At 61.6% G+C, this 23,807-nt stretch carries 24 protein-coding genes, 1 other RNA gene and 3 pseudogenes; 20 read left to right on the forward strand and 8 right to left on the reverse strand.

The features are described from left to right. Window positions 1–286: 286 nt before the first annotated feature. The 8 genes and pseudogenes from polX (at window position 287) to K2O51_RS18515 (ending at window position 8,232) form a co-directional block, all read left to right on the forward strand. Window positions 287–2,134, forward strand: coding sequence for a DNA polymerase/3'-5' exonuclease PolX (gene polX / locus K2O51_RS18480; RefSeq protein ID WP_245001932.1), 1,848 nt, complete (start codon window positions 287–289; stop codon window positions 2,132–2,134). A gap of 96 nt (window positions 2,135–2,230) precedes the next feature. Then, entirely contained in the window at window positions 2,231–3,013 is a 783-nt protein-coding gene (locus K2O51_RS18485; RefSeq protein WP_220631657.1) for a polysaccharide deacetylase family protein, read from the forward strand. Between the two features lie 289 nt (window positions 3,014–3,302). Further along, window positions 3,303–3,605 (forward strand): annotated as a pseudogene (locus K2O51_RS35790) (putative glycoside hydrolase); the annotation flags it as partial. A 240-nt stretch (window positions 3,606–3,845) separates the two neighbouring features. Then, entirely contained in the window at window positions 3,846–4,121 is a 276-nt protein-coding gene (locus K2O51_RS18495) for an H-NS family nucleoid-associated regulatory protein (RefSeq protein WP_220631477.1), read from the forward strand. A gap of 4 nt (window positions 4,122–4,125) precedes the next feature. Beyond that, window positions 4,126–4,485, forward strand: a transfer-messenger RNA (tmRNA) gene (gene ssrA, locus K2O51_RS18500). A 157-nt stretch (window positions 4,486–4,642) separates the two neighbouring features. Further along, the gene (locus K2O51_RS18505; RefSeq protein WP_049796412.1) at window positions 4,643–5,107 is read left to right on the forward strand and encodes a PliI family lysozyme inhibitor of I-type lysozyme; all 465 of its coding nucleotides are present in this window, start codon (window positions 4,643–4,645) and stop codon (window positions 5,105–5,107) included. A gap of 830 nt (window positions 5,108–5,937) precedes the next feature. Beyond that, the gene (locus tag K2O51_RS18510) at window positions 5,938–7,029 is read left to right on the forward strand and encodes a porin (RefSeq protein ID WP_011297351.1); all 1,092 of its coding nucleotides are present in this window, start codon (window positions 5,938–5,940) and stop codon (window positions 7,027–7,029) included. A gap of 150 nt (window positions 7,030–7,179) precedes the next feature. Continuing rightward, window positions 7,180–8,232: a ribonuclease Z gene (locus K2O51_RS18515; protein ID WP_041679541.1), complete on the forward strand. Its 1,053-nt coding sequence runs from the start codon at window positions 7,180–7,182 to the stop codon at window positions 8,230–8,232. A 37-nt stretch (window positions 8,233–8,269) separates the two neighbouring features. Here the strand turns inward: K2O51_RS18515 and K2O51_RS18520 are convergent, their stop codons facing one another. Beyond that, window positions 8,270–8,470, reverse strand: coding sequence for a DUF2905 domain-containing protein (locus K2O51_RS18520; protein ID WP_041679542.1), 201 nt, complete (start codon window positions 8,468–8,470; stop codon window positions 8,270–8,272). A gap of 466 nt (window positions 8,471–8,936) precedes the next feature. Continuing rightward, complete coding sequence (locus K2O51_RS18525) at window positions 8,937–9,416, reverse strand: YbhB/YbcL family Raf kinase inhibitor-like protein (protein ID WP_041679543.1); 480 nt, start codon at window positions 9,414–9,416, stop codon at window positions 8,937–8,939. Between the two features lie 324 nt (window positions 9,417–9,740). Here K2O51_RS18525 and K2O51_RS35795 point away from each other — a divergent pair. The 4 genes and pseudogenes from K2O51_RS35795 to K2O51_RS18545 form a co-directional block, all read left to right on the forward strand. Next, window positions 9,741–10,121, forward strand: a pseudogene (locus K2O51_RS35795) (DNA-binding protein); the annotation flags it as partial. Next, a pseudogene (gene ybgF, locus K2O51_RS35230) lies at window positions 10,109–10,570 on the forward strand (tol-pal system protein YbgF); the annotation flags it as partial. The pseudogenes K2O51_RS35795 and ybgF, both read left to right, overlap by 13 nt. 273 nt (window positions 10,571–10,843) lie before the next feature. Further along, window positions 10,844–11,365, forward strand: a complete 522-nt coding sequence (locus K2O51_RS18540; RefSeq protein WP_011297355.1) for an FMN-binding protein — start codon at window positions 10,844–10,846, stop codon at window positions 11,363–11,365. Between the two features lies 1 nt (window position 11,366). Further along, window positions 11,367–12,227 (forward strand): FAD:protein FMN transferase, encoded by an 861-nt coding sequence (locus tag K2O51_RS18545; RefSeq protein WP_011297356.1) that lies wholly within the window; start codon window positions 11,367–11,369, stop codon window positions 12,225–12,227. Between the two features lie 59 nt (window positions 12,228–12,286). Here K2O51_RS18545 and K2O51_RS18550 read toward each other — a convergent pair whose 3' ends face one another. Beyond that, window positions 12,287–12,499, reverse strand: a complete 213-nt coding sequence (locus tag K2O51_RS18550; protein ID WP_181184576.1) for a hypothetical protein — start codon at window positions 12,497–12,499, stop codon at window positions 12,287–12,289. A gap of 406 nt (window positions 12,500–12,905) precedes the next feature. Here K2O51_RS18550 and K2O51_RS18555 point away from each other — a divergent pair, with 406 nt between their 5' ends. After that, window positions 12,906–13,796 carry a DUF2242 domain-containing protein gene (locus K2O51_RS18555; RefSeq protein ID WP_041679546.1) on the forward strand — a complete coding sequence of 297 codons (891 nt, stop codon included), beginning with the start codon at window positions 12,906–12,908 and terminating at the stop codon, window positions 13,794–13,796. 157 nt (window positions 13,797–13,953) lie between these two features. Here K2O51_RS18555 and K2O51_RS18560 read toward each other — a convergent pair whose 3' ends face one another. Beyond that, window positions 13,954–14,427 (reverse strand): hypothetical protein, encoded by a 474-nt coding sequence (locus K2O51_RS18560; RefSeq protein WP_235679971.1) that lies wholly within the window; start codon window positions 14,425–14,427, stop codon window positions 13,954–13,956. Window positions 14,428–14,813: 386 nt separating this feature from the next. On the opposite strand from K2O51_RS18560, the gene K2O51_RS18565 reads away from it, so the two are divergent. The 3 genes from K2O51_RS18565 (at window position 14,814) to K2O51_RS18575 (ending at window position 18,766) form a co-directional block, all read left to right on the forward strand. After that, window positions 14,814–15,674, forward strand: a complete 861-nt coding sequence (locus K2O51_RS18565) for a sulfurtransferase (RefSeq protein WP_011297359.1) — start codon at window positions 14,814–14,816, stop codon at window positions 15,672–15,674. Window positions 15,675–15,751: 77 nt separating this feature from the next. Further along, window positions 15,752–16,228 carry a universal stress protein gene (locus tag K2O51_RS18570; RefSeq protein ID WP_041679889.1) on the forward strand — a complete coding sequence of 159 codons (477 nt, stop codon included), beginning with the start codon at window positions 15,752–15,754 and terminating at the stop codon, window positions 16,226–16,228. A 102-nt stretch (window positions 16,229–16,330) separates the two neighbouring features. Further along, window positions 16,331–18,766, forward strand: a complete 2,436-nt coding sequence (locus tag K2O51_RS18575; protein WP_220631479.1) for a plasma-membrane proton-efflux P-type ATPase — start codon at window positions 16,331–16,333, stop codon at window positions 18,764–18,766. A gap of 3 nt (window positions 18,767–18,769) precedes the next feature. Here the strand turns inward: K2O51_RS18575 and K2O51_RS18580 are convergent, their stop codons facing one another. Further along, window positions 18,770–18,979: a protein-tyrosine phosphatase family protein gene (locus tag K2O51_RS18580; protein WP_140953288.1), complete on the reverse strand. Its 210-nt coding sequence runs from the start codon at window positions 18,977–18,979 to the stop codon at window positions 18,770–18,772. 277 nt (window positions 18,980–19,256) lie between these two features. On the opposite strand from K2O51_RS18580, the gene K2O51_RS18585 reads away from it, so the two are divergent. The 4 genes from K2O51_RS18585 (at window position 19,257) to K2O51_RS18600 (ending at window position 20,709) form a co-directional block, all read left to right on the forward strand. Next, on the forward strand, window positions 19,257–19,496 hold the full coding sequence (locus K2O51_RS18585; RefSeq protein WP_011297362.1) for a c-type cytochrome: 240 nt from the start codon (window positions 19,257–19,259) through the stop codon (window positions 19,494–19,496). After that, window positions 19,493–19,906, forward strand: coding sequence for a c-type cytochrome (locus K2O51_RS18590; protein ID WP_220631480.1), 414 nt, complete (start codon window positions 19,493–19,495; stop codon window positions 19,904–19,906). Before K2O51_RS18585 ends, K2O51_RS18590 begins: the two co-directional genes overlap by 4 nt. 157 nt (window positions 19,907–20,063) lie before the next feature. Continuing rightward, the gene (locus tag K2O51_RS18595) at window positions 20,064–20,267 is read left to right on the forward strand and encodes a YgaP family membrane protein (RefSeq protein ID WP_220631481.1); all 204 of its coding nucleotides are present in this window, start codon (window positions 20,064–20,066) and stop codon (window positions 20,265–20,267) included. A 94-nt stretch (window positions 20,268–20,361) separates the two neighbouring features. Further along, on the forward strand, window positions 20,362–20,709 hold the full coding sequence (locus K2O51_RS18600) for a carboxymuconolactone decarboxylase family protein (RefSeq protein WP_011297365.1): 348 nt from the start codon (window positions 20,362–20,364) through the stop codon (window positions 20,707–20,709). 611 nt (window positions 20,710–21,320) lie between these two features. Here the strand turns inward: K2O51_RS18600 and K2O51_RS18605 are convergent. From K2O51_RS18605 to K2O51_RS18615, 3 genes are read right to left on the reverse strand one after another with little or no spacing between them, the layout of a single operon-like run. Then, window positions 21,321–22,328, reverse strand: a complete 1,008-nt coding sequence (locus K2O51_RS18605; protein WP_220631482.1) for a Bug family tripartite tricarboxylate transporter substrate binding protein — start codon at window positions 22,326–22,328, stop codon at window positions 21,321–21,323. A 41-nt stretch (window positions 22,329–22,369) separates the two neighbouring features. After that, a complete protein-coding gene (locus K2O51_RS18610) occupies window positions 22,370–23,227 on the reverse strand; it encodes an SDR family NAD(P)-dependent oxidoreductase (RefSeq protein WP_011297367.1) in 858 nt (285 codons plus the stop codon). Further along, on the reverse strand, window positions 23,220–23,753 hold the full coding sequence (locus tag K2O51_RS18615; protein ID WP_235679973.1) for a carboxymuconolactone decarboxylase family protein: 534 nt from the start codon (window positions 23,751–23,753) through the stop codon (window positions 23,220–23,222). The genes K2O51_RS18610 and K2O51_RS18615 overlap by 8 nt, the downstream gene beginning before the upstream one ends. Window positions 23,754–23,807 lie beyond the last annotated feature (54 nt).

Consider the following 23,807-nt stretch of genomic DNA (forward strand, 5'->3'; position numbering starts at 1 on the left):
CGGATTCGGCAAGTCGGACTGACGCCGCCTCCCCGTCCGCTGCACCGCAGGAAGCCCGGCACCAGGGTCACCCGGAAGAAGCGACAACCACGGTGAAACGCGCGAGCGTAGTCGGCGCGGCCCGTGATGTTGAAAGCGGGGCGCCGGCAGTGCGCATTGCCTTCGTGTGACGTCACCGGATTGCGCCTGGCCAGCCGCTGCACGCCCGTGCACTTTGACATTCCGCAAGCCGTTCGGCGACCTGTCGACCAGAATGTTTGGGAACGGATACGCGCGGGAGTTAGCTGTGACGGCCAGAGTACGAGATGCGATTGCCGCGAAGGGGAAAAGCGCGACGCCCCTACGCGCGCCGGCGCGGCTGCAAAAGCTGGCAAGGGTTCCGGACGTGGAAGGGCACCTTGGGTCACCGCAGGGCTTGCTCAATGAGGATGTCATTGCCATCTTCAATGAAATTGCAGACCTGCTTGATATTTCGGGTGCGAACCCATTCCGGATTCGTGCGTACCGCAATGCCGCGCGCACCATCAGCGCCATGACAGAGGACCTGCGGAGCTTTCTCACGCGCGGCTGCGATCCCGCCGACCTCCCGGGCATCGGGCGGGATCTGGCAGGCAAGATTCGCGAGATCGCCGATACCGGTACCTGTGCGCTGCTGCGCCAGGTGCGCGACGAGGTGCCCGGACAGGCGGGCGCATTGCTGAAATTGCCCGGCCTCGGGCCTCGGCGCGTTCAGGCGTTGCAGCGTGAACTCCATATCGCGTCGGTGGACGATCTGGGGCGCGCGGCGCGCGAGCACCGTGTCCGTTTGCTGAAGGGATTCGGGGCGCGTAGCGAACAGCGCCTGCTCGAGGCTGTCCAGAGCCAGATGGATCGCAACCGGCGTTTCAATGTAGACGTCGCCGCGCGTACTGCCGCACCGCTCATGCAGTACCTGCACGAGAACGCGAAGATGGCGGCGATCACGGTGGCGGGGAGTCTTCGACGGGGCAAGGACACGGTAGGGGACCTCGATATCGTGGCCACGTCCACCGTTCCCCGCACGGTCATTCGGGCCTTCACCGCCTACCCGATGACGCAGACGGTCTTGTCGGCGGGCACCACGCGGGCGAGCGCGATGCTGTCGAACGGGATGCAGGTGGACCTCAGGGTTGTGCCACCGGCGGACTATGGCGCGGCCATGGTTTACCTGACCGGCTCGAAGGCGCACAACTTGGCGTTGCGCCAACTTGCGCGGTCAATGGGGCTGAAGATCAACGAATACGGCGTTTTCCGCGGGCGCAGGAAGATCGCAGGTCGCGATGAAGCATCGGTCTACGCTGCGGTTGGCCTGCCGTGGATTCCGCCCGAACTGCGCGAGGACACCGGGGAAATACAGGCTGCTCGCGATGGCAGGCTGCCCCGGCTCGTTGGGAGGGAGGACATGAAGGGTGACCTGCACATCCACACCCGTGACAGCGACGGACTTGCCAGCCTCGAAGAAATGGTCGAGGCAGCAGGCAGGCTCGGCCTGCAATACCTGGCGATCACGGATCATTCGCCGCGCATGGGCATGACCCATGGGTTGGGGGCGCAGCGGTTGGCTGTCCAGGCCGAACGCATCGATGCGCTCAATGGCGTGGGTGGCATGCCATGGATACTGAAGGGCGTGGAAGTCGATATCCTGGAAGATGGCTCGCTGGATCTGCCGGACACGGTGCTGGGCCGGCTCGATCTGGTGGTAGGCGCCATCCATAGCCACTTCGATTTATCGCCAGGCAAACAGACAGCACGCATTCTCCGTGCCATCGACCATCCGCATTTCAGCATCCTTGCCCATCCTTCCGGCCGCCTGCTCGGTGAGCGGGACGGCTGCAGATTCGACGTTCCTTGCGTAATGAAGGCGCTGGCCGAGCGCGGCTGCTTTGTCGAAGCCAACAGTCAGCCGAGCCGGCTGGACCTGTGGGACAGCGCTTGCCGGATGGCCAGGGAGCATGGCGTACTGGTGAGCATCGCTTCGGATGCACACCGCATCGCCGACCTGGACAATCTGCCGCTTGGCCTGTCACAAGCCAGAAGGGGCTGGCTGGAAGCCGATGACGTTCTCAATGCCCGGCAGCTTCCGGAGTTGCGTCGCCTGCTCCGGCGAACCATGTAGCCAATGGACAAGACGCTCACGCCCGCATTTCGTGGCCTCTGGTGGGGAGCCTTTTGCATTGGCCGGGCCCTGAAGACCGGTCGCCTGGAAAAGAGAATGCGCTTTCTCGCATGGCTGGGTTGCTTGTTCCTTGTGCCGACCCTGGCGAACCCTGGGCGCACGCAACCTGTGCCGCGTGAAGTGCCTGTGCTCGTCTACCATCGCTTCGCCGAACACGCGGTCGATACGATGACGGTCCGCACGGAAAGGATGCGTGCACATCTGCGCTTTCTCGAAGACAACGGCTACAGGATCGTGCCACTGGCGGATGTGCTGGCGTGGCGAGCAGGGGGTCCCGACAATCTGCCGCCGCGTGCGGTTGTGCTGAGCGTTGATGACGGCCACCGCTCCGTCTACGAGGTGTTGTGGCCGATGCTCGCCAGCCGTCCGGTGCACGTGACGCTGTTTATCTATCCTTCGGCCATCTCGAACGCGCCCTATGCCATGACATGGGACCAGTTGCGCGCGCTGAAGCGCACGGGGTGGTTCGACATCGAATCGCATTCGTACTGGCACCCGAATTTCAGAACCGAGCGGGCGCGGCTGGCGCCCGATGCATTCCGGCATTTTGCGCATGACCAGTTGCGCCGGTCACGCGAGCGGATCGAGGCGGAAGTGGGCGCGTCGGTGACGCTGCTTGCCTGGCCGTTCGGCATTCATGACGCCGAGCTGGAAGCGATTGCCACGCAGGAGGGTTATGTCTCGGCATTCACGATCGAGGCGGGTGCGGTAACGCGGCGGCAGCCCGCGATGGCGCTGCCGCGTTACCTCATCACCGATCAGTGCGATGTGCATTGCCTGAGCCGCCTGTTAGTCGCCACCGAGAATCAGCATGACTAGACGGCTGGCGATCTGGCTCGCCTGGATAGGTTGCCTCATGGCATGGACGTCCGCGCAAGGGGCGACGGCTGCCATGACGGTTGTCGACGGTGTGACAGGGCTCCCCATTGCAGGCGCAACCGTCGTCAGTGCCGGGGCGGAGCGGGTGACGGCAAACGACGGGACGTTCATGATGCCGATGGACGGTCCGGATGGCGGCATTGCGATGACCGTACGCGCGCCGGGGTACGCGCGCCTGGAGACGGTCGCCAACGGAACCACGCCTCGCGCGATCGCGTTGGCGCCGCTGCTTGCCGAAGAAGCGGCACGCATGGGGTTCGACGAGGTGCAGTTCGACTATCTGCGGTTTCCCGATGCGCCAGGACTCCGCTTCAGCGAGACCAACACCAGCGCCAGACGCGTGGCCGCCATCACAGGATTTCTGTCCGCGGCGCGTGATCGCCTGCGGCACTACAACATCTACCTGTCCGCAGACATCTTCGGCTACGTCTGCTGGAATCTCGACGATACCGCCATCGGTCAGCAGCTTGAAACCCTGGTGGTCTTGTCGACTACATTTCACCGATGTTGTATCCGTCCGGTTTCACCGAGTGGATGGAGGCGATCAGGCGCAACAAGCCATCCCAGCCGTCGCGGATTGCCTTGAGCGAGACCTCGCGCGAGACGGCGGCCGACGCTTCCCATCGCTCAGGCGATGCGCGACGCGGATCCCGTCATGGGTGAAGCCAGTGATGCAGGCGTCGGTAGTGGCAGCGTTGACACTCAGACGAGCCGGGGGCGGCGGCGCTGCCTAACAACCAGGACGAAGGCAACGACAGCCGTGACGGCAGCGATGACAGCAAAAACTGAGCGGGCGGACGCGATCCGCTGGATCCAGGCGCACATGGACGACTACGGGCTCACCCTCGAAGAGCTCGACGCGGCCGGGTGCTTCGCGCCGCCGCCCTCGCCGGAGCCACCCCCACCGTCCGCACCACCGGCGCCGGTGGTCTGCTACCGCAACGCGGAAGGGCTCACCTGGGACGGGCAGGGCGAGATGCCGTCGTGGCTCAAGCGGGCGGTCAATGCGGGGCAGTCGTTGGAGTCTTACCGGGTCGGGTCCTTGTAGAGCCCCAGGCAAACTGCCTTGACGCTGCCGGGAGGACGCGTAGAATCTGGACTGTTGGGTGCTGCAAGGTTCCCGATAATGGTTGTGAACCTTCTTCTTGAAGGCCTTCTGGACGGCGGTTCGATTCCGCCCAGGTCCACCAGAAGCACATTGCACGGGCAGTGCGCTTCTGATGGGCCTGACCTGGTTTCGACAGGGGGAGATAGGGTCGTGAGGCAACTCGTCAGAGAAGACGTTAAAACTAAATCGAAGTAAATGCTAACGACGAAAAGTTTGCATTGGCCGCCTAACAGCCGCCTTGGGTTGTAACTGACCTCGAAACAGAAAAGTTACTGACAAGGGCTCCTTCGGGGGCCCTTGTTCATTTGAGGGCTTGGCATCGATGGCAGCATGCGAATGACCTTGCCCCGGAGTCCGCGCGCACGCACGGCGCGCCGGCCCGCCCGCGCGCCTCTTGATTCTTCGTTCGGCTGCGTGTGCAATGCCGAGCAGGGCCCTGAGCCATGCCGAAGGAGGATTCTGTGAAGAAAGGCGCTCTGATCTGTTGCGCTGCGGCCTCGATCGGGTTCGCGGGCCTGCGCGCGACGGCGAAAGACGGCGTCGCGATTGCGCTGCCGGACCAGCGGGTCGCTGTGCTGTCCGAGGGCGATCTGGAAGCTGCCTCGATGGGCAGCTACAGCGTCGCCGTGTTCAAGGATGCGCAGCTCCTGCATTTCGACGCCGGCGCGGTCTTCTCGCGCAACGGCACCATCTTTCGGGATGACGGCAAGCTGCGCGTGAAGTTCGCGGATATCACCGGAGACGGCACCCAGGCGCTGGTTATCTCCAAGCTCACCGCCGGCTCGGGAAAATACCTGGAAGTGGATGCGTTGCGGATCGACGCCGGCAGCGTGCGCCTGCTCACGCGCGTCCAGACCGATACCCACCATGATGAGATCGCCGAGCTTAAGGCGGCGTGCCGGCGGGATGCGTGCTCGCCCAAGTAGGGGTGATCGTGCTTTCGCTGCAAAATGATACGCCGGTCGGTGAAATCGTGTTTGAAATCAATGGTTTGCACACACCGGCTTATGCACGAAAGGCTCTTTGCGCAAATCATTGATACAGAGCGGTTTCCTTGCTGAAACCGTGTCAATCAGCACCGAAAGCACCATCACCCCGAATAACTCGACGCATTTCCGGCTCGTTCCTGCGTGGTGCTCGTCGGCCTGCCACGGGCGCAGCCCGAGCGTCTTATTCGCCGCACGGGTATTCCCTCGGTTGAGTTCTATGCCTCAGTATTATTTAATTCAACGTGAATTAAATAATACGACAAACTTCGGCGACGCCGGAGCCTGTCGCGGCGAATCTGAAGAGGTGATAGCGGTACTCAGTCCTCTTGGCTGCTTCCCGGGATGGTTTCCTGTCTCGCGCCAGCAGGGTCACTCTCACATCGCCTTGTAGCCAGGAAGAGCAACCGAAGGAGACAAGACATGGATGCCTCTGTTCAACGGAAGGGGCTGCCGAGACGGGCCAACGAGCACGCTATCGGCCGCTCCTCCCGGCACTCGCCTGCGTTCGACAACGGGGGAATTCCATCAGGCTGACGCCGAATGACGTGAGCGATTCCATCGCGAGGTCGCTTCGATAGATAGGTCGTCGAGGCGCTGTCGGAGCGGCCAGCCACAAAGTGCAAGTCAGGCTATGAGGTCTGTTCGAGTTTCACGAACGGGCGGGGATGCTATTGCCTCTTTTCTGCCATGACGAGATTCTGCGGCGCGCAGCATGGGACCATTTTCAAAGCTAATTCAGGAAATTGAAGCAGGTAGTGGAGGGACAGATGTTTCTGGGGTATCGCAATAAGTGGCTGTGTGCCAGGGCCGCGGCGGTGGCGATCATGTTGCTAGTGGCGGCGGTCGCGCATGCGCAGGGCAGTATCACCCTTTATGGGCGAGTTGCAGGCGGCGTCGACTATATGAACAAGATCGCCACCGGAAATGGGCAAACCGCCGATTTGCTGCGTTACGGCAGCAATCAATGGGGGGTAAGCCTGTGGGGGCTCCGGGCCAAGGAGGACCTGGGTGACGGTCTCAGTGCGGTGATGAACCTGGAGAGCGCATTCTCATCGGGTGACGGGCAGGGAGCGGGCGTGGGCCTCTTCAGTCGCTATGCTGTTGTCGGGCTTTCCAGCAGCACATACGGAACCCTGTGGCTTGGTCGCGCCATGGGCTTGCCTGACTCGGAGGGCTGGACCGTCGATCCGATGGGTATGCAGGCCATCAGCATTGGCACACTTCAAAATGGCAGAAGTTGGGGGTCCCGTGGTAATGCCATCACCTACGCTTCACCGGACTGGGGAGGACTCTCGTTCCGGGCGCAGGCCGGCCTCAATGGTGTCGCAGGAAATTTCAACGCCGGCAGGCAGTTGGCTGGTAGTTTGAGCTACGACAACGGCCCCATTTTGATCAAGGCGATTTATGAAGAAATTCGAGATGCCAAAGGGGAATTTACCAATCTATACACTGCCTCACGCCTTTATGAGGCCGGCGCCGCGTATGTGGTAGGCGGCTTGAAACTGTTCGGGGGCTATAGTCTTACTCGCTCCGGCGGCGCAACGGTGGCAGACGCTGACAATCCCATGGCCGCCAATAAGCAGCAACAGTTTTGGCTTGGCGCGAACTACCAGGTATCGCCAGCGCTGACGTTGATCGGTGGTGCATACAGGGCAATCCGGAACAACTCTGCCGGCAACGGAACCCTGCTTGCACTCGGCGCAAACTACTTCTTCTCAAAGCGCACCCTGTTGTACGGGACGGTCGGTACCGTCATGAACGGCGGAAATGCGGCGTTCTCCGTCGAGGCTGGCAGCAACCGGCCTCTGGCGGGTGCAAGTCAGCAGGGTGTCTATACGGGCATCGTGCACCGGTTCTGACTTGAAGGCGTGCGGCTCCCGCGGCGTCCCGTTCGTGCGCAGGACACGCGTCTTGGCGGGGCTGGAATTGGCGCATAGGATGTCGATGTCGAGTTCCCAGAAATGGCTGGGAACGGAGGAACTGACGGTGTTCATGGCACCGTGGCCATCATGCGTCACTTGCTGGAAGTCCGCCTCGTCAACGATGTCTTTGGCGATCCTGGACTCCTCGTCGACTTCCTGGACGAACGGCGTGCGTTGCTGTTCGATCTGGGCGACATCTCCGTACTGATGCCGCGCGAACTGATGCGGCTGTCACAGGTGTTCGTCACGCATGCACACATGGATCATTTCTCCGGCTTCGACCACCTGCTGCGCGTGTTGCTCGGACGCAAGGATCGAATCGTGCTGTACGGCGGACCAGGATTCCTGGCGCAGATTGAGCACAAGCTGCACAGCTACACGTGGAATGTGGTCCATCGCTATGCAATCGAGCTCAAGGTTGAAGCGGTCGAACTTGGCTTGGACTGGCAGCGGCGCAGAGCCTGCTTTTCCAGCCGGCACGGCTTCGCGAAGCAGGGTGAGGTGCCGATGGGGAGTACCGGCGACATCGTCCACGAGGAGACAACCTTCCGGGTGCGCGCGTGCTTCGTGGATCATGGAACGCCTTGCCTGGCTTATCTGTTGGAAGAAAAGGCTCGTCCCGGTATCAACAAGGAGCGGCTGGCCGCGTCAGGTCTGACGACAGGAGCCTGGCTGCGCGAGTTGAAGCACGCTGTCCTGACTGGCGCGCCCGATGATGCGCCGATTCTTGTGCAATGGAGCGATCGCGCGGGCGAGCATGCGACGACGCGGCAGGTAGGCGAGCTGAGCCGGTTGATCCTTGATGTCGGATCTGGCCGGCGTATCGGCTACGTCACCGACCTGCGCTACTCGGATGAGAATGTGAAAGCGTTGTCGCAATTTATGCAGGGCGTCGACGAGCTCTTCATCGAGAGCGTGTTTCTGGACCAGGACAGCGCTCACGGTTTGCGCAAGAACCATTTGACCGCAGCCCAGGCCGGCCGGATCGCCCGCTGCACGGGTGCTCGCGCGGTAACCCCCTTTCATTTCTCGCCACGCTATGAGGGCCGCGCCGCCGAGTTGGCCGCCGAAGTACGGATTGCGTGGGCCGGGGATACGCATAGCCAATTCGAGCCACGGCTGCCCGACCGGACGACGTAACGGCGGGGCGTCTCAAGGGCGCCACAAGGGATCGCCGTTAGCGGTGAAGCAACCAGAACAGGACCGACAGCAACAGCGAGATCACAATACAAGTAGTGATTGGGAAGTAGAACGTGAAGCCGTCGCGGAGGATATGGATATCTCCGGGAAGGCGCCCGAAAGGCAGCCTGGATAGCCATGGCCACGCGACTCCTGCGATCATCAGCAGGCCACCGAGAATGATCAGCGTGCGTTGCATGCTCAATAGGGAGAAGTGATATTTTCCTGAGTAGTGTTGCGCCCGTTTAGCGATTGGATCGGGACGAAGGCAAAAGATTCTCGTCGGAGGGTGAGGGCGGCCGTTCTGCCATCACTTCACAGCCGGGTTTGCTTGCGGACACGCCCGCCGCTCGCGCCACAAACTACTCGGGCCACACCCATCCAACTCATCGAGGAGGCAAAGATGAAATAGGTATCACCGACCATTCCTGTAATTGGATTGATTGCCGGGACACGGGCGGCGGGTGCGGCGCGCCTCGCACTGTTGCTAAGCAACCGAATTGATCCGAAACAACGCCGCGCCATCGGATGGACGCTGCTTGCCGTAGGAGTTATCACGACAGTGCCGTTAGTCGCGCAGGTGTTTGGAAAACTCCAGGAATGCAAGAGCCCCGACGGAGATGAGGTAAAGGTGAAAGATTGATGGTCCCGCCTGCACGACTACGTCAGCGCGCATGCTTCTGGTAGGTCCCAATGAGGTTGGCATGCGCCAGAATATGCCCCCGCATCGCCTGTTCCAGCGCCGCCTTGTCCGGCTTGCCGAGATCTGGCAGCACGACGTCCATGGCATATAGCTTGTGGAAATACCGGTGCCGGCCAATTGGAGGACACGGGCCGCCGTAATCGGCACGATGCCAGTCGTTGATTCCTTCGCGAGCGCCGGCCGGCAAGCTATGCCGGCTCATCCCTTGCGCAAGCGAGCCGGGGAGCGGAGGTAGGTTGTACACGAGCCAATGGACCCATGTCATTTGCGGTGACGCCGGGTCCGGCGCATCCGGATCATCGACAATCAAGACCAGGCTGGCAGTGGAGGGGGGCAACCCTGACCACGTCAGGGGCGGTGACACATCGGCGCCTTCGCACGTGTGCACAGTGGGAATCTCCCCGCCTTGGGCAAACGCGGAGGATGTCAGTATGAGCGGCATGGATGGCCTCTGCTGAGCAAGTAGCGCTGGTCCGGACAGCATGGCCGCAAAGGCCAGCAATCTCGGTAGATGTGCCAAACGCACCATATCTGCCCCCGCCGGCCCATGATGGCTGTTCCAACTTAGCCGGGATTCATCCCCTGTACAAGGGAACGTCCCCTTTCAAAACCCGACCCTGCACGGGTATCCCTTTGTTTTCGGTGCAATTTACCGGGGTAACTGACCCAAGCATTCATGCGGGTTTCCGGGTGGAGGGGTGGCCGGGATTCGCAATTATGCGCTGCAGAGCATAAGGGCGAATCCCGGCCGGCCCTCTGGCAGGAGCTGCGCGGGCGCACGCGCGTGACCATCAACCATCCGGACCTGCCGGATTCGCTCAAGCAGATCGCCGCCGAGGCGGTGCAGACCATCTGGCAGTCGGCCAACGAGGCCGCGATGGCGGAACTTGCCACGCTGCGCGCGGAAACCCGGCACGCCGCGAGCGAAGCGGAAGCCGAGCGCGATGCGGCGCGCGTGGAGACGGCCGCCGCGCGCGAGGACGCCGCGGCGATCGCCGCTCAGCTGGCGGAAGCGCGGCAGGCCCCCGAGACCGTGCAGGCGGACCTGGCCGCGGAGCGGCAGGCGCACGCCGCCACGCAGGCCCGGCTCGAGGCGGGGCGCACGAAACTGGAGACGGGCCGGCGCCAGTTGGTAAGGACTACTACGCCGACCTGGATGCACGCCTGAAGAAGTTCGAGCCGCAGCAGGCTTCAGTCGAAGACCGCCAAGGCACGTCGCAGCCGGGCGAGAAGCCCGACTACGACGCCGCGCTCAAGCACTTCCATGCGGGCGATTTCAAGAGCGCCGGGAATTCGTTCTCGTCGTTTATCAAGAAGTATCCGCAGAGCCCGTACCTGCCGCTGGCGCAGTACTGGCTCGGCAACTCGCTCTAAGCGCAGCGCGACTATAAGGGGTCCTCCTGGGTGCTGCACAAAATGATCGATGCCAATCCGACGCATCCCAAGGTGCCGGACGCCATGATCGCGTTGGCCAATAATCAGCTTGAGTCCGGCCAGAAGGCGGCCGCGCGCAAAACGCTGGAACAGGTGGTGGCCAAGTATCCCGGTACCGAAGGCGCGCATGTGGCGAACAACCGGTTGAAGATGCTGAAGTAAGTGCGGACGGCTTCCAGCCGGCCGCACCACGCGCCAAAGGCCTGCTTTAGGTAGGATCTTCAGATTCTGGCGAACCCTACATTTTCCGGCGTGTGGGGTCAACGATGATCTGGACATGGGACGGGCAGGGCGAGGCTTGCTCTTCAGCTGAAAAGGCGGAGAGCGACGCCAGCATCAGCAGTGCACTGCGCACCGCATCTTTGGCGATAAGCAAGCCCGCAACGGGCTTATCATCAAAGTCGCCATTCCGTTCTGAGCCGTCGGAGTCTTCCCATGAAATGGACCCCAGTTGCTGCAATACCGTTCGCCATGCTGGTTGCGCCGGCGTACGCCAGCGATTATCTGACCGTCGAGCAAGCGCAAGCGGGGATGTTCCAAGGTGCTACCTTCCAGCCAGTTCTGTTGAAATTGAGCAAAAGCGTACGTGATGCCATGTACGACCGCTCCGGTGTCCATGAGCCCTTCGACGAAAAGGGCGTCTGGAAGGCGTCCACTGGCGGCTGGTTCATCGTCGACCACGTTACCAGCAAGCACGGGAAAATTGGCTATGCCGTGGGATTGGATTCGAATGGTGCTGTCCGTGCTATTGAAATCCTGTCCTATCAGGAGAGCTACGGTCGTGAAGTCGGCAATGCCGAGTGGCGGGCTCAATTCGTAGGGAAAACATCTCGCGATGCACTCCGGCTCGGCAAGGACATCCGCAATATCAGTGGCGCAACTCTGTCGTGCAAGAATGTTACACAGGGCGTCAAACGCGTACTGGCACTGTACGAACTCGTGCTTGCGAAGGGGTGAGATGCTAAAGCGGGCGCGGCCACTGCTTGGCACTATCGTTGAAATACGTGTCGACGGCGCTCCGGAGGGGCCAATACCGGCGCGACTCGCCGAGCCAGCAGTAGCGTCTGCATTCGAGTCCATTGCGTACGTCGATAAGCTGATGAGCTTTCATCGCCACGACAGCGACCTTGGCCGCTTGCACGCCGCAGAGCCTGGCCAGCGAGTTAGCGTACATCCATGGACGATGCATGTTCTCCGTCAAGCGTTCCGAATGTTTGAGCTAACTTCTGGGACATTCGACCCGTCGGTTGCAGCAGCATTGGTTGCGGACGGCTTGCTGCCTGCCCCAGCTGGACCGAGACCAGCCACTAGCACCACTTTCGATAGCATAGTTCTTCATTCGGATTGCACCGTCGTTCGCAAAGAGGCTGTCTGGCTAGACCTTGGAGGTATCGCAAAGGGATTTGCAGTTGACGTAGCCGTCGGTGCCTTGCGAGATGCGGGGGTTCGCGCGGGTGCGGTTTCTGCCGGCGGCGACCTTAGAGTGTTTGGCGATACCGACCAGCCGATTTTTGTTCGGTCACCCCAGCGACCAGCAGAAACGCATTTACTCGGTGCATTGAATCGGGGCGCGGTTGCCACAAGCAGCGCCTACTTTCTGGATAGCTTTGGCCACAGTGCTGGCAAGTATGCGATTGTCAGCGGCGCTCGCTTGCGCGGGCAAGCTCCGAAAACGCCGCGATACCCCAGCGTCTCCGTTATCGCTCCACGCTGCATCTGGGCCGACGCCCTGACAAAAGTCGTGACCCTGGCCGGCATTGAGTCCCCAATCACCATCAAAGCCTTGTCGCTCTATCACGCGCAGGCAGTAGTTTCATGACCAAAGCTCCTCGTCCTCACCCCTGGACGGCACCCGAATTCGCCTGGTCCTACCGCTGGCTATACGGGCACAGATACCGTTGCTGGTGCAATGGCAGTCATCCCGCGAGCGGACCTGGTCCACTTCTTGTCGAGCACGGCGACGACCATCAGCCCAAGCGACGGGCTCAGGATCAACGAGAAGATGATCCATGTGGCGCCGGAGCGTCCCAGTGCGTTAGCAAAAAGGCCAACCGCGAAGGAACAGGTGATCCAGGCAGCAAGTGCAAACATGGCGGCAGATTCCACGAGTCAAAGTGATCGCCACGCGAAACGGCGAGCCACCAGTATGGGCACAACTGCAATCAGTAGCACCTGGGGAAAGGCATTAAGGGAAAGCGCTAAATGAAGACCGCGCCAAAGCGGGTGCAGACGACCGACCGCTACGGAGAGGCTAATGAGGCACCTGCAGTGCGCCCACCTGCCCGGCCGCTTAGAGTCGAACGGATCCGCTCTGCCAACTCGGTCAGACGACCGCCAGGCGGAAGCCCGCGCACGCGCTCGGAACCCCGGGGCAACTTACGAATCTACACTGACGCCTAGGCTATGCGAGATTGCGTCGCCACAAGCGACCGGTGCAAATGAAAATTACACCGCACCTTGCTACGCGTCGCACGGCCGGGCGATTTTAATTAACGCCATGTTCCACCGACTCAGCCAGTTGTTCGTTTTGTGCGCGATTGCCGCCGTCTTGTCGGCATGCAGTTTGAATTCGGCGCCGGCGCCGGCACCGACGCCGCTCTATCAGCAGGAGCAGTTTGACGCGGCGACGAGCCCATACGCACGCACGTTCCAGGCGAATTCCGACGCGACTTGTGAAGCCGCGCGCCGGGCGCTGCTGAGCCAAGGCTATGTGTCGAGTTCGGCACATCCCGATACGATCGATGGCAGCAAGAATTTCCAGCCGACCGACGACACGCATGTCGTGATCGCCTTTCACATCGTCTGCGCGGACGCGAACGCGGACGGTACGTCGAGCACCGCCTATGTGAACGCGGTACAGGACCGCTACGCGCTAAAGAAAACCAGTACCTCGGCCAGCGTCGGCTTGAGCGTGCTCGGCTCGCTGTCGTTGCCGATCGGCTCGGGCAGCGACGCGATGGTCAAGATCGCGAGCGAGACGATTCCCGCGGGCGTGTTCTACGAGCGCTTCTTCAATCTGGTTGCCCATTTTCTGAAGGTCGATCCGGTGGGGCGTGACCGCGCGACAGTGACGGGCGCGATGAAGGAGCACGTTGCGCCGCTGCCCGAGCCCGCGCCGACACATCCGGGCGAGCCGATGAAGATGACGACGCCCGCTGTGCCGACGCCGCGCGTCCCGTCCGTTCCTGCGCAGCCGCCCGCTGCTGCACCTGAACCAGCTCCAGCGACCCCGTCGCCTTCGCTGACGTCGCAGGCGCCTGATGGATCGACGGCCACGGTAGCCCCCGCCGCGAAGCCCGACGCCACGGCGCCGACGGCCGCGCCCGCACCAACCGCACCGTCTGCAACGTACGCTCCACCCGATACGGGCGCGAGCGGCACAAACTGAGCGCATTGCAGTTGGACCCATTGACGCGCGAAGACTGGCAATACGTGCACTGACACCGTTGCAGGTGCAATGGCAGTCACCAATCAATTGCTGACTGGCTCATGTGCCGGACCTTCAGCGGAATGGATGGCGATAGGGACGTGCTTGGAGAGATACGTCAGGTCTCGGCCTTCTCCGCGCATCTGTCAGGAAAAATGTGTAGCGCCACCAGAGGCTCCTGGCCCACCAGATAGCGGTAGTCCAGTGTCACGCCGAGCTTGCCCAGCAAGGGCACATCCGGGTTTCGGCAGATTCCGCGCTCGAGGATCGGCCTGACAAAAGCCATGAATTTCTTGGTGTCGTCGCGCCGCGGGTCCACGCCGCTTACCTTGAGTTGGAACTCCACAACCTTGCCGGGGCGGACGGCGCAGCCAGTGAGGCGTGTAGAGTTATCCAGCACGATCGGCGCCGACCGAGCCAGTTCCGAGCATGCCAGGCTCAGCTGGCGCTCGGCATCGCGGGCGGTCAGCCGCGTCACGCCCGACATGCCGCTTGGCTTGCCGCTTACGGTGCCAAGCAGCAGTCTGGCCAGATCGGAGAGAGGCTGGGCTGCGAAACCCGCAGGGGGGGCCACGATCAGCAGGCCTAGCACGCATGTTGCCGGCCATTTTTCGATGGAGCAGGAGACAGGCATGGAATGGCCGCAACGCAGAACAGGAGCACCCGCAAACAAGCAATTCACTGTAGCGCGTGGCGGGGCCGATCGTTGTCAGGCTTTGTCCTACTTCGCTACTCGGCTGGCGGCACCCGAGGCCGTAACGGGTGGCGGCCAGCCGGACAGGCCCTCCAGGTCTTGACGCAGGCGGGTGCCAAGCAGCCCCTGTAACTTGACTTGAGTTGACAGAAATCAACGACGGCGGCCCTTCCCATCCCAGAATTCAGAATGAACGGGACTATTCCAATCGTCCGAAAGCTTGCTGTGCTCCAGTGTCAATTGTCCCGTCAAAGCAAGCTTGGCGCGATCAGATGAGGGTCGTCATGAACGTAAGGGTTCTCATATCACCGGCCGATCTGGCGGAAATGATGCGGACTGAGTCCGTCGTGCTCATCGATACGAGAGACGCGGCGAGCTACGCCGAGGCTCACCTGCCAGGCGCGGTGAATATCCACGAGATATTTACCTACTTGGCAACAACGACACAAGAGGGCCTGGCCGCCCTGCGGGAAGCATTTGCCGAGGCGTTCGGCAAGGCCGGACTGTCGGGAAAGGAAGTGGCAGTCGTCTACGAGCAATCGATGACGACTGGATTCGGTCAATCCTGCCGAGGATACGTACTCCTCCGATACCTTGGATATCCACGGGACAAGATCAAGGTGCTCCACGGTGGCTACCGTGCATGGCACGCGGCGGGCTTTCCCAGCTCAACCGACACCCCGATGCCCGCGCCTGCCAGGTTTCCGCTTGCTAGCACGCAGGCCAGCATCCTCGTCGACCTGGAAGAAATGAAGAAGACGGTCGCGGACCCACACATTGTCAAACTCGACGTACGCGACGTCGACGAGTGGATAGCCGATAGCTCCTCGCCCTACGGCAAGGATTTTTGTCCTCGCAAAGGCCGAATTCCAAACTCTGTCTGGATCGAGTGGTACCGGATGATGAAGCCGACTCCGGCCGGCCAGATGTTCAAGTCACCTGCGGAAATTCTCGCCGAGTGTGCTACCGTCGGAATTCGTCGTGAAACGCCCGTCGTCGTCTTCTGCTTCAAAGGGGCGCGAGCTTCCAATAGCTTTGTCGCCCTGGAAGAAGCCGGGATAGCCGACGTCCGGCTCTATCTTGGTTCGTGGAATGAGTGGTCGAGGGACCTCTCTTTGCCTATCGAAGAGGGCGTGCCCTATTAGAAGCGCTCTGCGCGCCAATGGCCCGATGCCTGCAAGCTTCGACGTGCCACGGTGTCTCCCTGTCAGAGGAGGCGAAGTTGTTCCAAAGGATACTGGTCGCGTTTGATGGCAGTTCCGCCTCTGGCGCGGCACTCGCTACGGCTCTCGCGCTCGCGGACGAACTGCATGCGGTAGTTAGGGTAGTCGGCGTGGTTGAGCAACTGCCCAATATCATCGGATTAGGAGGCGGTCTCGAACACGCTTCGACGAAGCAGGCCGTGGTGCGTACCGAAACCGAAGGCGTTCTCGCCCGAGCAAGAGAGTTGCTGGACTTGTCCGGCGTCCAGGGCGACACCCTGGCGCTGGATGCTGGCGGGCGAGGCGTCGCTTCAGCAATTCAGTCGGTCGCGCTAGATTGGCATGCCGACGTCATCGTCATCGGAACGCATGGCCGGCGTGGCGCTCAGCGCCTTGTACTTGGCAGTGTTGCCGAGTCCGTCGCCCGGCTGAGCACCATCCCGGTCATCCTGGTGCCTCACCATGCCACCCCCACCGGAGCGTCCGCGCCCAGCTAGTTCACCAATCGCATCCTGCGCGAGCCGAACTCCAATCTTACTGGTGCGTTGAAGAGCACGCTGCCATCTGGCGTGCAACGCTCACTCCCACCCAGACATACGATGATGCAGCAAGAGAACGCGCAGCAAGCGCTACCGCGGGCGGTAGCAGAAACATTGCAAGTATCGGGCTCGAACTGCGAGACTGGCCTGTCGAGAGCGGAAGCGCAGATCCGGCTCAAGCGCGATGGACCGAATGAGGTGCCGGAAAGGAAACCGCACTACGTGCTCCGCTTCCTGGCCAAATTCTGGGGGCTGTCCGCCTGGATGGTCGAATTGATTGCCCTGCTGTCGTTGGTTCTTCACAAGACGACAGACCTTGTCGTCGCTTTGCTCCTCCTCGTCGTGAATGCCGTACTGAGTTTCCTCCAGGAGCAACGCGCGTCCGCTGCCGTCGCTGCACTGCGACAACAGTTGAATATAACAGTCCGGACGATGCGCGACGGAAGCTGGAAGACCATTTCCGCCAAGGCATTGGTGCGAGGTGACATTGTTCGGGTGCGAGCTGGCGACTTTGTTCCCGCGGACATGCTGCTCGTGCAAGGGAATCTGCGGCTCGATCAGGCAGCGCTCACGGGCGAGTCGCGAGAGGTGGAGCGGACCACCGGCGATACGCTGTACGGCGGCGCAACGGTCTGCTATGGCGAGGGAACCGGAATCGTCACGGCAACAGGTGTCAAGACCTACTTCGGTCGCACGACCGAGCTTGTCGCAAGCGCGCATCCGAAGTTGCATGTCGAGGAAGTTGTTTCCCGCGTGGTTCGCTGGCTGTTCCTGATCGTTGGCACCCTGGTGCTGGTGACCCTGGTGGTGTCGTACCTGAATGCGCTGCCACTGCTAGATACTTTGCCTATTGCACTTGTCCTCCTGATGAGCGCTGTTCCCGTCGCGCTACCAGTCATGTTCACCGTGAGCATGGCACTGGGCTCCATGGAGCTATCCCGACAGGGTGTGCTCATCACCCGCCTGAGCGGTATCGAGGACGCGGCTACGATGGACGTGCTTTGCACTGACAAGACAGGGACGCTCACCATGAACCAGCTCTCCCTCAAGCTCGTGCAACCTCGGCCCGGATTCAGCGATGACGACGTGGTCCGGTTCGCCGCGTTGGCATCGAATCTGGCAAACGCGGACCCTATCGACCTCGCATTCTTGCGCGCTGCGGGGACGTCGGGGCAAGAGGAGGGCCACAAGGCAACGATCCTGTCCTTCCAGCCGTTTTCCGCCGCGACGCGACGTACGGAAGCAATTGTGTCGGTGGACGGGGGCACGTTGCGATGCGTGAAGGGAGCCTTGCGAACCGTGGCAGAGGCGGCAGGCCTTTCGCAGGACGCGATCATGCAGCTAGAGGATCAGGCCAGCATCGAAGCGCGCAAGGGAGAGCGTGTTCTGGCAGTGGCGCGAGCCTTTGAAGCAGGTCCACTGGAGCTGATCGGCCTGGCTTACTTGTATGACGCTCCGCGTCCCGACTCGGCGCGTCTCATTGCCGAACTTCGCCGACTCGGCCTCGAGGTCAAGATGTTGACCGGTGATGCCTTGCCGGTGGCGCAAGCCATCGCGGCGGCCCTGGGACTCGGCACGATTGCGCGCGTTCCCGATTTGCATAGTGAGCAGTCAATGGCGAAGGGTGGGAGCCCGGTGCAAGGCGTTGACGGCTATGCGGAGGTATTCCCCGAGGACAAGTTCCTGGTCGTCAAGCGCCTTCAGGAAGCTGGCCATGTGGTTGGCATGACAGGCGATGGCGTGAACGATGCGCCAGCCCTGCGCCAGGCGGAGGTCGGCATTGCTGTAAGCGGGGCCTCCGACGTTGCCAAGGGCGCCGCAAGCGCGGTGCTAACCCATGAGGGCTTGGTTGACATCGTCGACATGGTGAAAAGCGGACGCGCCATCTATCAGCGCGTCCTGACATGGATCATCAACAAGGTAAGTCGCACCATACTGAAAGCCGGCTTCGTCGTTGTGGCATTCCTGGCCACGGGAAGATTCGCCATTTCCGCGCTTGGCATGGTCCTGCTCGTCTTCATGACGGATTTTGTCAAGATTGCCCTGGCGACTGACCGCGTGCATCCTTCGAAACGCCCGGAGACCTGGAATATTGGCCCGCTTGTGCGGGTGGCCATCGCTCTTGGCTTCTTGATGTTGGTCGAGTCGCTGGCACTCCTCGCATTCGGCTGGCATCGCTTTGGACTCGCGGATGCCGGCGGCAAGCTGCAGACTTTCACATTCCAGACCTTGCTCTTCTTCGCCCTCTTTTCCATCGTCTCGGTCCGTGAGCGCCGCGCGTTCTGGTCGTCACGGCCGAGCAGGACACTTGCCATTGCCATCGTCGCAGATGCCGCTCTTGGCCTGTTCATCGGCATTCATGGCTTGGCGGAACTGCGACCGCTGCCGCTTGCGATCAGTCTTGTGACATTCACCTATGCAGGACTTCTCGTCCTCGGCCCGAACGACCTGTTGAAGACACTCCTTACCCGGAAATGGGGTAGCGTTGGATCGTGATTCTTACGTGCGGCCGCCATTGGCGATGCGCCGGACTACACCCTTGAGGTCGTAACCGGCGGCCGCGGCCCGCTCGATAATGTCGGGCAACGGCCTGCGCGCGGACTGCGATAGAGCCCACAGCGTGGCCGAGCCCGTGCCGGTGCGGCAGCGCTGATTGCCATCGCGTTTCTGCTGTTCATACTCGGGGGAAAATTCGAACAACGCTTTCATGGGCCCATGACCGCTAAACAGGTAATGGGTGCAGATGAATCAGACAAAGTCGCTTCATCAACTGGGGTACATATATGAGATCAGCGAACATTCCCAGGCAAAGCTTGGCTCAAGCGGTTCAGGCGCTTGCTGTCGCAATGAGTTGTGCAGCTACGAGAGTTTGCTTGTTGTGCAGACTACCTATGCCGCGCACGGCGGAAATGTTGCACTTGCCGCCCTCGCTGGTAGCAGCACCTTCGTGGAATGGAATCACATATCATTACCGAGAAGCCCGTGAATGCAGCTACCCAAGAATGTCGGTAACGGCCTGAACTGCACGAGCTGCCACCTGAATGCCGGGACGACTGCCTATGCATCGCCGTGGATGGGGCTGGCCGGCGCCTTTCCGGAATACCGATCGCGCAGTGGAAAAGTCATCTCGCTGCAGGAACGCATCAACGACTGCTTCCAGCGCTCGATGAACGGCAAACCGCTGGCATTCGACTCGGCAGAAATGAATGCCATCATGCCTATATGAAGTGGCTGTCCACGGGGGTCCCGACCGGCACGAATGTGGCCGGCAGAGGCTTCGAGAAGATTGATACGTCACTGACGCCGGACCCGGTCCACGGCAAGACGATTTACGGCGCCCAATGCGCGTCCTGCCATGGTGCCGAAGGCCAGGGCACGAAGAACCCGCAAGGGGGTTATATCTTCCCGCCGGGCTGGGGCAAGGATTCCTTCAACGTGGGTGCGGGGATGGCGCGCATGTATACCGCTGCTGCGTTCGTGAAGCACAACATGCCACTGGGCCAGGGCGGAACGCTGTCAGCGCAGGACGCCGTCGATGTTGCCGCCTACTTTACACAACAGCGCAGGCCCGATTATGCAGCCAAGGTCAAGGCCAAGGACTGGCCAAAGGTCGACAGGCCGAAGGACGCACACTAGCCCGGCAAGCGCCCCGATCATTTTGCAGGGGGTTGCGCTGGATCATGACCGATCACCCAGATCGAAGCCAGAGTAAAAGCGTTCCTCAAGGGTAGTGTTGGATCCAACCCCGCCCGCGGTCCGTTCGCCCAGTTTCATTATTGCCAAGGAGGCAGCCATGCAAGCAAATGTTGGGACTGTTGACCGAGTCCTCCGAGTTGTAGTTGGACTGATCTTGATTGGCCTGGCCGCGACCGGCCGCGTGGGTGCCTGGGGCTGGATTGGCATTCTCCCACTGCTGACAGGTATCGTGCGCGTCTGTCCTGCCTACAGCATTTTCGGCGTGAAGACATGCGCGGCATCGAAGTCTGACGCGAAGTAACCTCAATTCAGCCGGCCTGACAGCCTCAGGGCTGCTCGGCCCCCTCGAACACTTGTCACGCGCCCTGCGCAATTGCCAGATGAAGGGGTTTTTTATGAGTGGTATGCCTGAATTCAAGACTGTGGTCAAAGATGTGTCGGCGCAAATGCGCCGCCTGCGCGAGACCCAACCCGACTTAATGGCAGCATTCAGCCAACTGGCAGCGGCTGGCACTAAAGAGGGGGCCTTGAGCAAGAAGACACGTGAGATGATTGCGCTGGGTATCGCGGTCGCAGGCCGCTGCGATGACTGCATCGGCTTTCATATCCAGGCGCTCATCAAGTTGGGCACCACTCGGACCGAATTGGAGGAGGTGTTGGGAACCGCCGTGTATATGGGTGGTGGGCCTTCGATGATGTATGCCACGCATGCGCTCGCGGCTTTTGACGAATTTTCGTCCTGATGCGGTTTGAGCGCTGTCCGAGTACCCGCTCAAGCGTGCAAGGTTGCTAGTGCGCATTAGCCAAATACCTGCTTCGAATTGAAGCGCCCTACAGTCCCGGTAGGCACAGGCGCCGAGAATAGGCTGCTGCCGCAGCGACTCCGAGCATGGCGTTTCTTGGTGGGTGCGGCACGGAGCGCGCATGTGACGTCAGGGGGGGAGCGCCCCTCCGCACCAAAGAACGTCCCGTAGCTGCCCGTCTCGTGCGTGCAGCCATGCAGCTTGACGATGAGTTCAGCCTGAAGCGGGGTGAATCTGTCCCTCCCGAGCAGGTAGCCGGCACGCCCGCCGCGCCGGAATCTGTGAGCACACCGGGAGGTGCCAAACGTCCCGCGCCAAAGGTGAGCAAGGTCACACTGGACTGTCTCAGGACTTCTGGCTGGAGCGGGGCAACACCGCAGCCACCGTCACGAAGAAGGTGGGCTTTATCCGACTGCTTCTGACAGTGGCCCGCAATCGCCGCCTCGTAGACAGCAACCCCGCTGAAGGAATGGCACAAGAAGCCCGGAGAGCCGTTCGGCTTTTCCGGGCGCTACCCCAATCGAATGGGGACGTGGACTTTGGAGTCGGGCTCAATCCAGATGGATCTGATTGGCTCTTGCGATGTCCTGCCAGACCCGCAGGTCGACTCGCACCGTCTGCGCGAATTGCTCTGGCGTCTTCAGCGGTGGATCGACAAGGTTGAGTTGCAGGAAGCGCTCACGCAGTTCGGGGGCTGACAGCGTACTCAGGATCTCGCGGTGAACCGCGGCCACAACGGACTGGGGGGTTCCTTTGGGAGCGAAGACGCCATACCAGGCATCTGTGTCGAAGGGGTAGCCTTGTTCCGTCATGGTTCGCAGCTCTGGCAGGGCTGGCCCCCGATGAGAGCCAGTGATGGCGATGCCGCGCAGCTTTCCGGCCTTGATAAGGGGCACAGAACTCGTGGCATCGACAAAGGCCACGTGGATCCGCCCGCCCTGTATGTCCTGATAGATCTGATTGATGGTTTTATAGGGAACGTGCCGGATATCGAGGCCGTTGCGGCGTTTCAAGGACTCCATGACCAGTTGTCCCGTCGATCCTGGCCCCCAGGTTGCATAGTCGTACTTGCCGGGGTTTGCCCTCACCAGGGCCACGAAGGTCTTGAGATCTTGCGCCGGAAAGTCGTTGGCAACCACCAGGTGAATGCCGCCGGAGAAAATCTGCGCCACTGGCACCAGATCACGTGTCACATCGAAGGGCAGTTTGCTCAGCAAGGCCTGGCTGATGACCGTGGATGACGAACTGGCAAACAGCAGTGTGTAGCCATCGGGAGCGGACTTTGCCACGGCGTCGACCCCGATGACGCCGTTGGCGCCGGGCCGGTTGTCCACGACCACAGGCTGCTTCAGCGACCGGCTCAGTCGCTCCGCAAAGATACGCGCTATCGTGTCAGGGCCGCTGCCACCGGCACTCGGCAGAATCAGCCGGACTGGCCGCGCGGGCCAGGTGTCCGCGAGCACCGGGCTGGTCATGCAGGCCATGGCCAGCCACGCACACCGCATCAGGTACCGTGCGGCCACGGCAGCGCGGTCAGCACATAAGGTCAACATTTTCATTGATGTCTCCTCCTTGGTATGCCCGATCGTCGCCGGGAAACTCAGGCGGTGGCGCGCACGGCGCCAATGGACAATCCGCCGTCCACGACCAGCATCTGCCCGTTGACATAGGAGGATTCGGCACTGATCAGGAAGAGCGCGGCGTTGGCGACTTCCCAGCCCGTTCCCTGCCGGCCAAAGGGCAGGGGGCGCGCCGCGCGCGACGGCCTGGCACGTGAGGCGTCGCGTCCCATTGGCGTGTCGATCAGGCCTGGCGCGAGCACGTTGGCGCGCAGTCCTGTGCCTTGCCCGGCAAAGGCGACGGCGCGACCGAGCGCCATCAGCCCGGCCTTGGACGATTCATAGGCCGGCAGGCCGCTCAGCGGTGAAATGGCAGCAGTCGAGGCGACGAAGACGACTGCGCTGCCCGGCGGCATGACCGCCGCCGCCTCCTGCGCGCAGAACATTGGCGCCCGCAGGTTCAGATCTTGGACACGATCCCAGTCGGCAGGGTTTTCGCTGCCGAACCGGTTCTGGTTTCCGATACCGACATTGACGACCAGCCCGTCCAGGCCATCCATGGCCGATGCGGCTTCGCGCACCATCCGGACAATCTGGGCAGGATCGGAAACGTCAGCTTGCACGACGAAGCCGCGTCCCCCTTCGCGAGCGATCCAGTCAACCGTCCCTTGGGCGGCACCGGGGTCGATGTCGGCGCAAGTCACTGCCGCGCCCTCGCGCGCAAACAGCACCGACATGGCGCGGCCGTTTCCGACGGAAGGGACCTGATCTACAGTCTGGCGCTGGCCCGCACCAACCACCAGGATTCGCCGGCCGGCGAGCCGACCCTCGCGCCGAACGGTGCCCAGGGCGGGCGCGAAGAGTTGTTGATCAGGGCGCAGTTGCAGGGAATCAGTCACGGTGCATCTCCAGATGTTCAATCGGCGGGTTCTCAATATCGACTTCCAGGTTTTCCAACAGGCGCGACACCAGCATGTAGTAGCCGATGGTCACCAGCAGCTCCATGGTCTGCTGATCTCCAAGTTCCTTCGCTATGCGCGCATAGAGTTCCTCAGGTGCCTTGACGTCCCGCACCACGGCATCGGTGAACGTCACCACCAGCGTCTCGCGCCAGTCGAGGCCTTCGGTGGAATCGGGGCTGAGGGCAGCTTCGATCTTTGCCTGGGTTAGGCCGGCAGCTCGCGCCACCCGGCGATGTTGATGGATCTCGTAGGTGGCTCGGCATAGCGCACCCACTCTGAGGATTGCCAGCTCGCGCAGGGTTGCGGGCAGCGCGGATTTCGTGAGGATGGCGCGCCCCAGCGACAGGAAGCCGATAGCGGTCTCGGGCGCGTTGGGGAGGATCCGGTACAGGTTGAGCGGCGGACGGCCGCGCACCAGCTCGCCGAGCGGGCCTGTGACTTCGTTGACATCGAAATATGGCATGCGAGCCATAAGGTCTCCTCTGGCCGCGTTGGCGCGGCGCATGGTTGGTGGATG

Origin of the sequence: Cupriavidus pinatubonensis, assembly GCF_019602855.1 — a bacterium.
Classification (GTDB): Bacteria; Pseudomonadota; Gammaproteobacteria; order Burkholderiales; family Burkholderiaceae; genus Cupriavidus; species Cupriavidus pinatubonensis.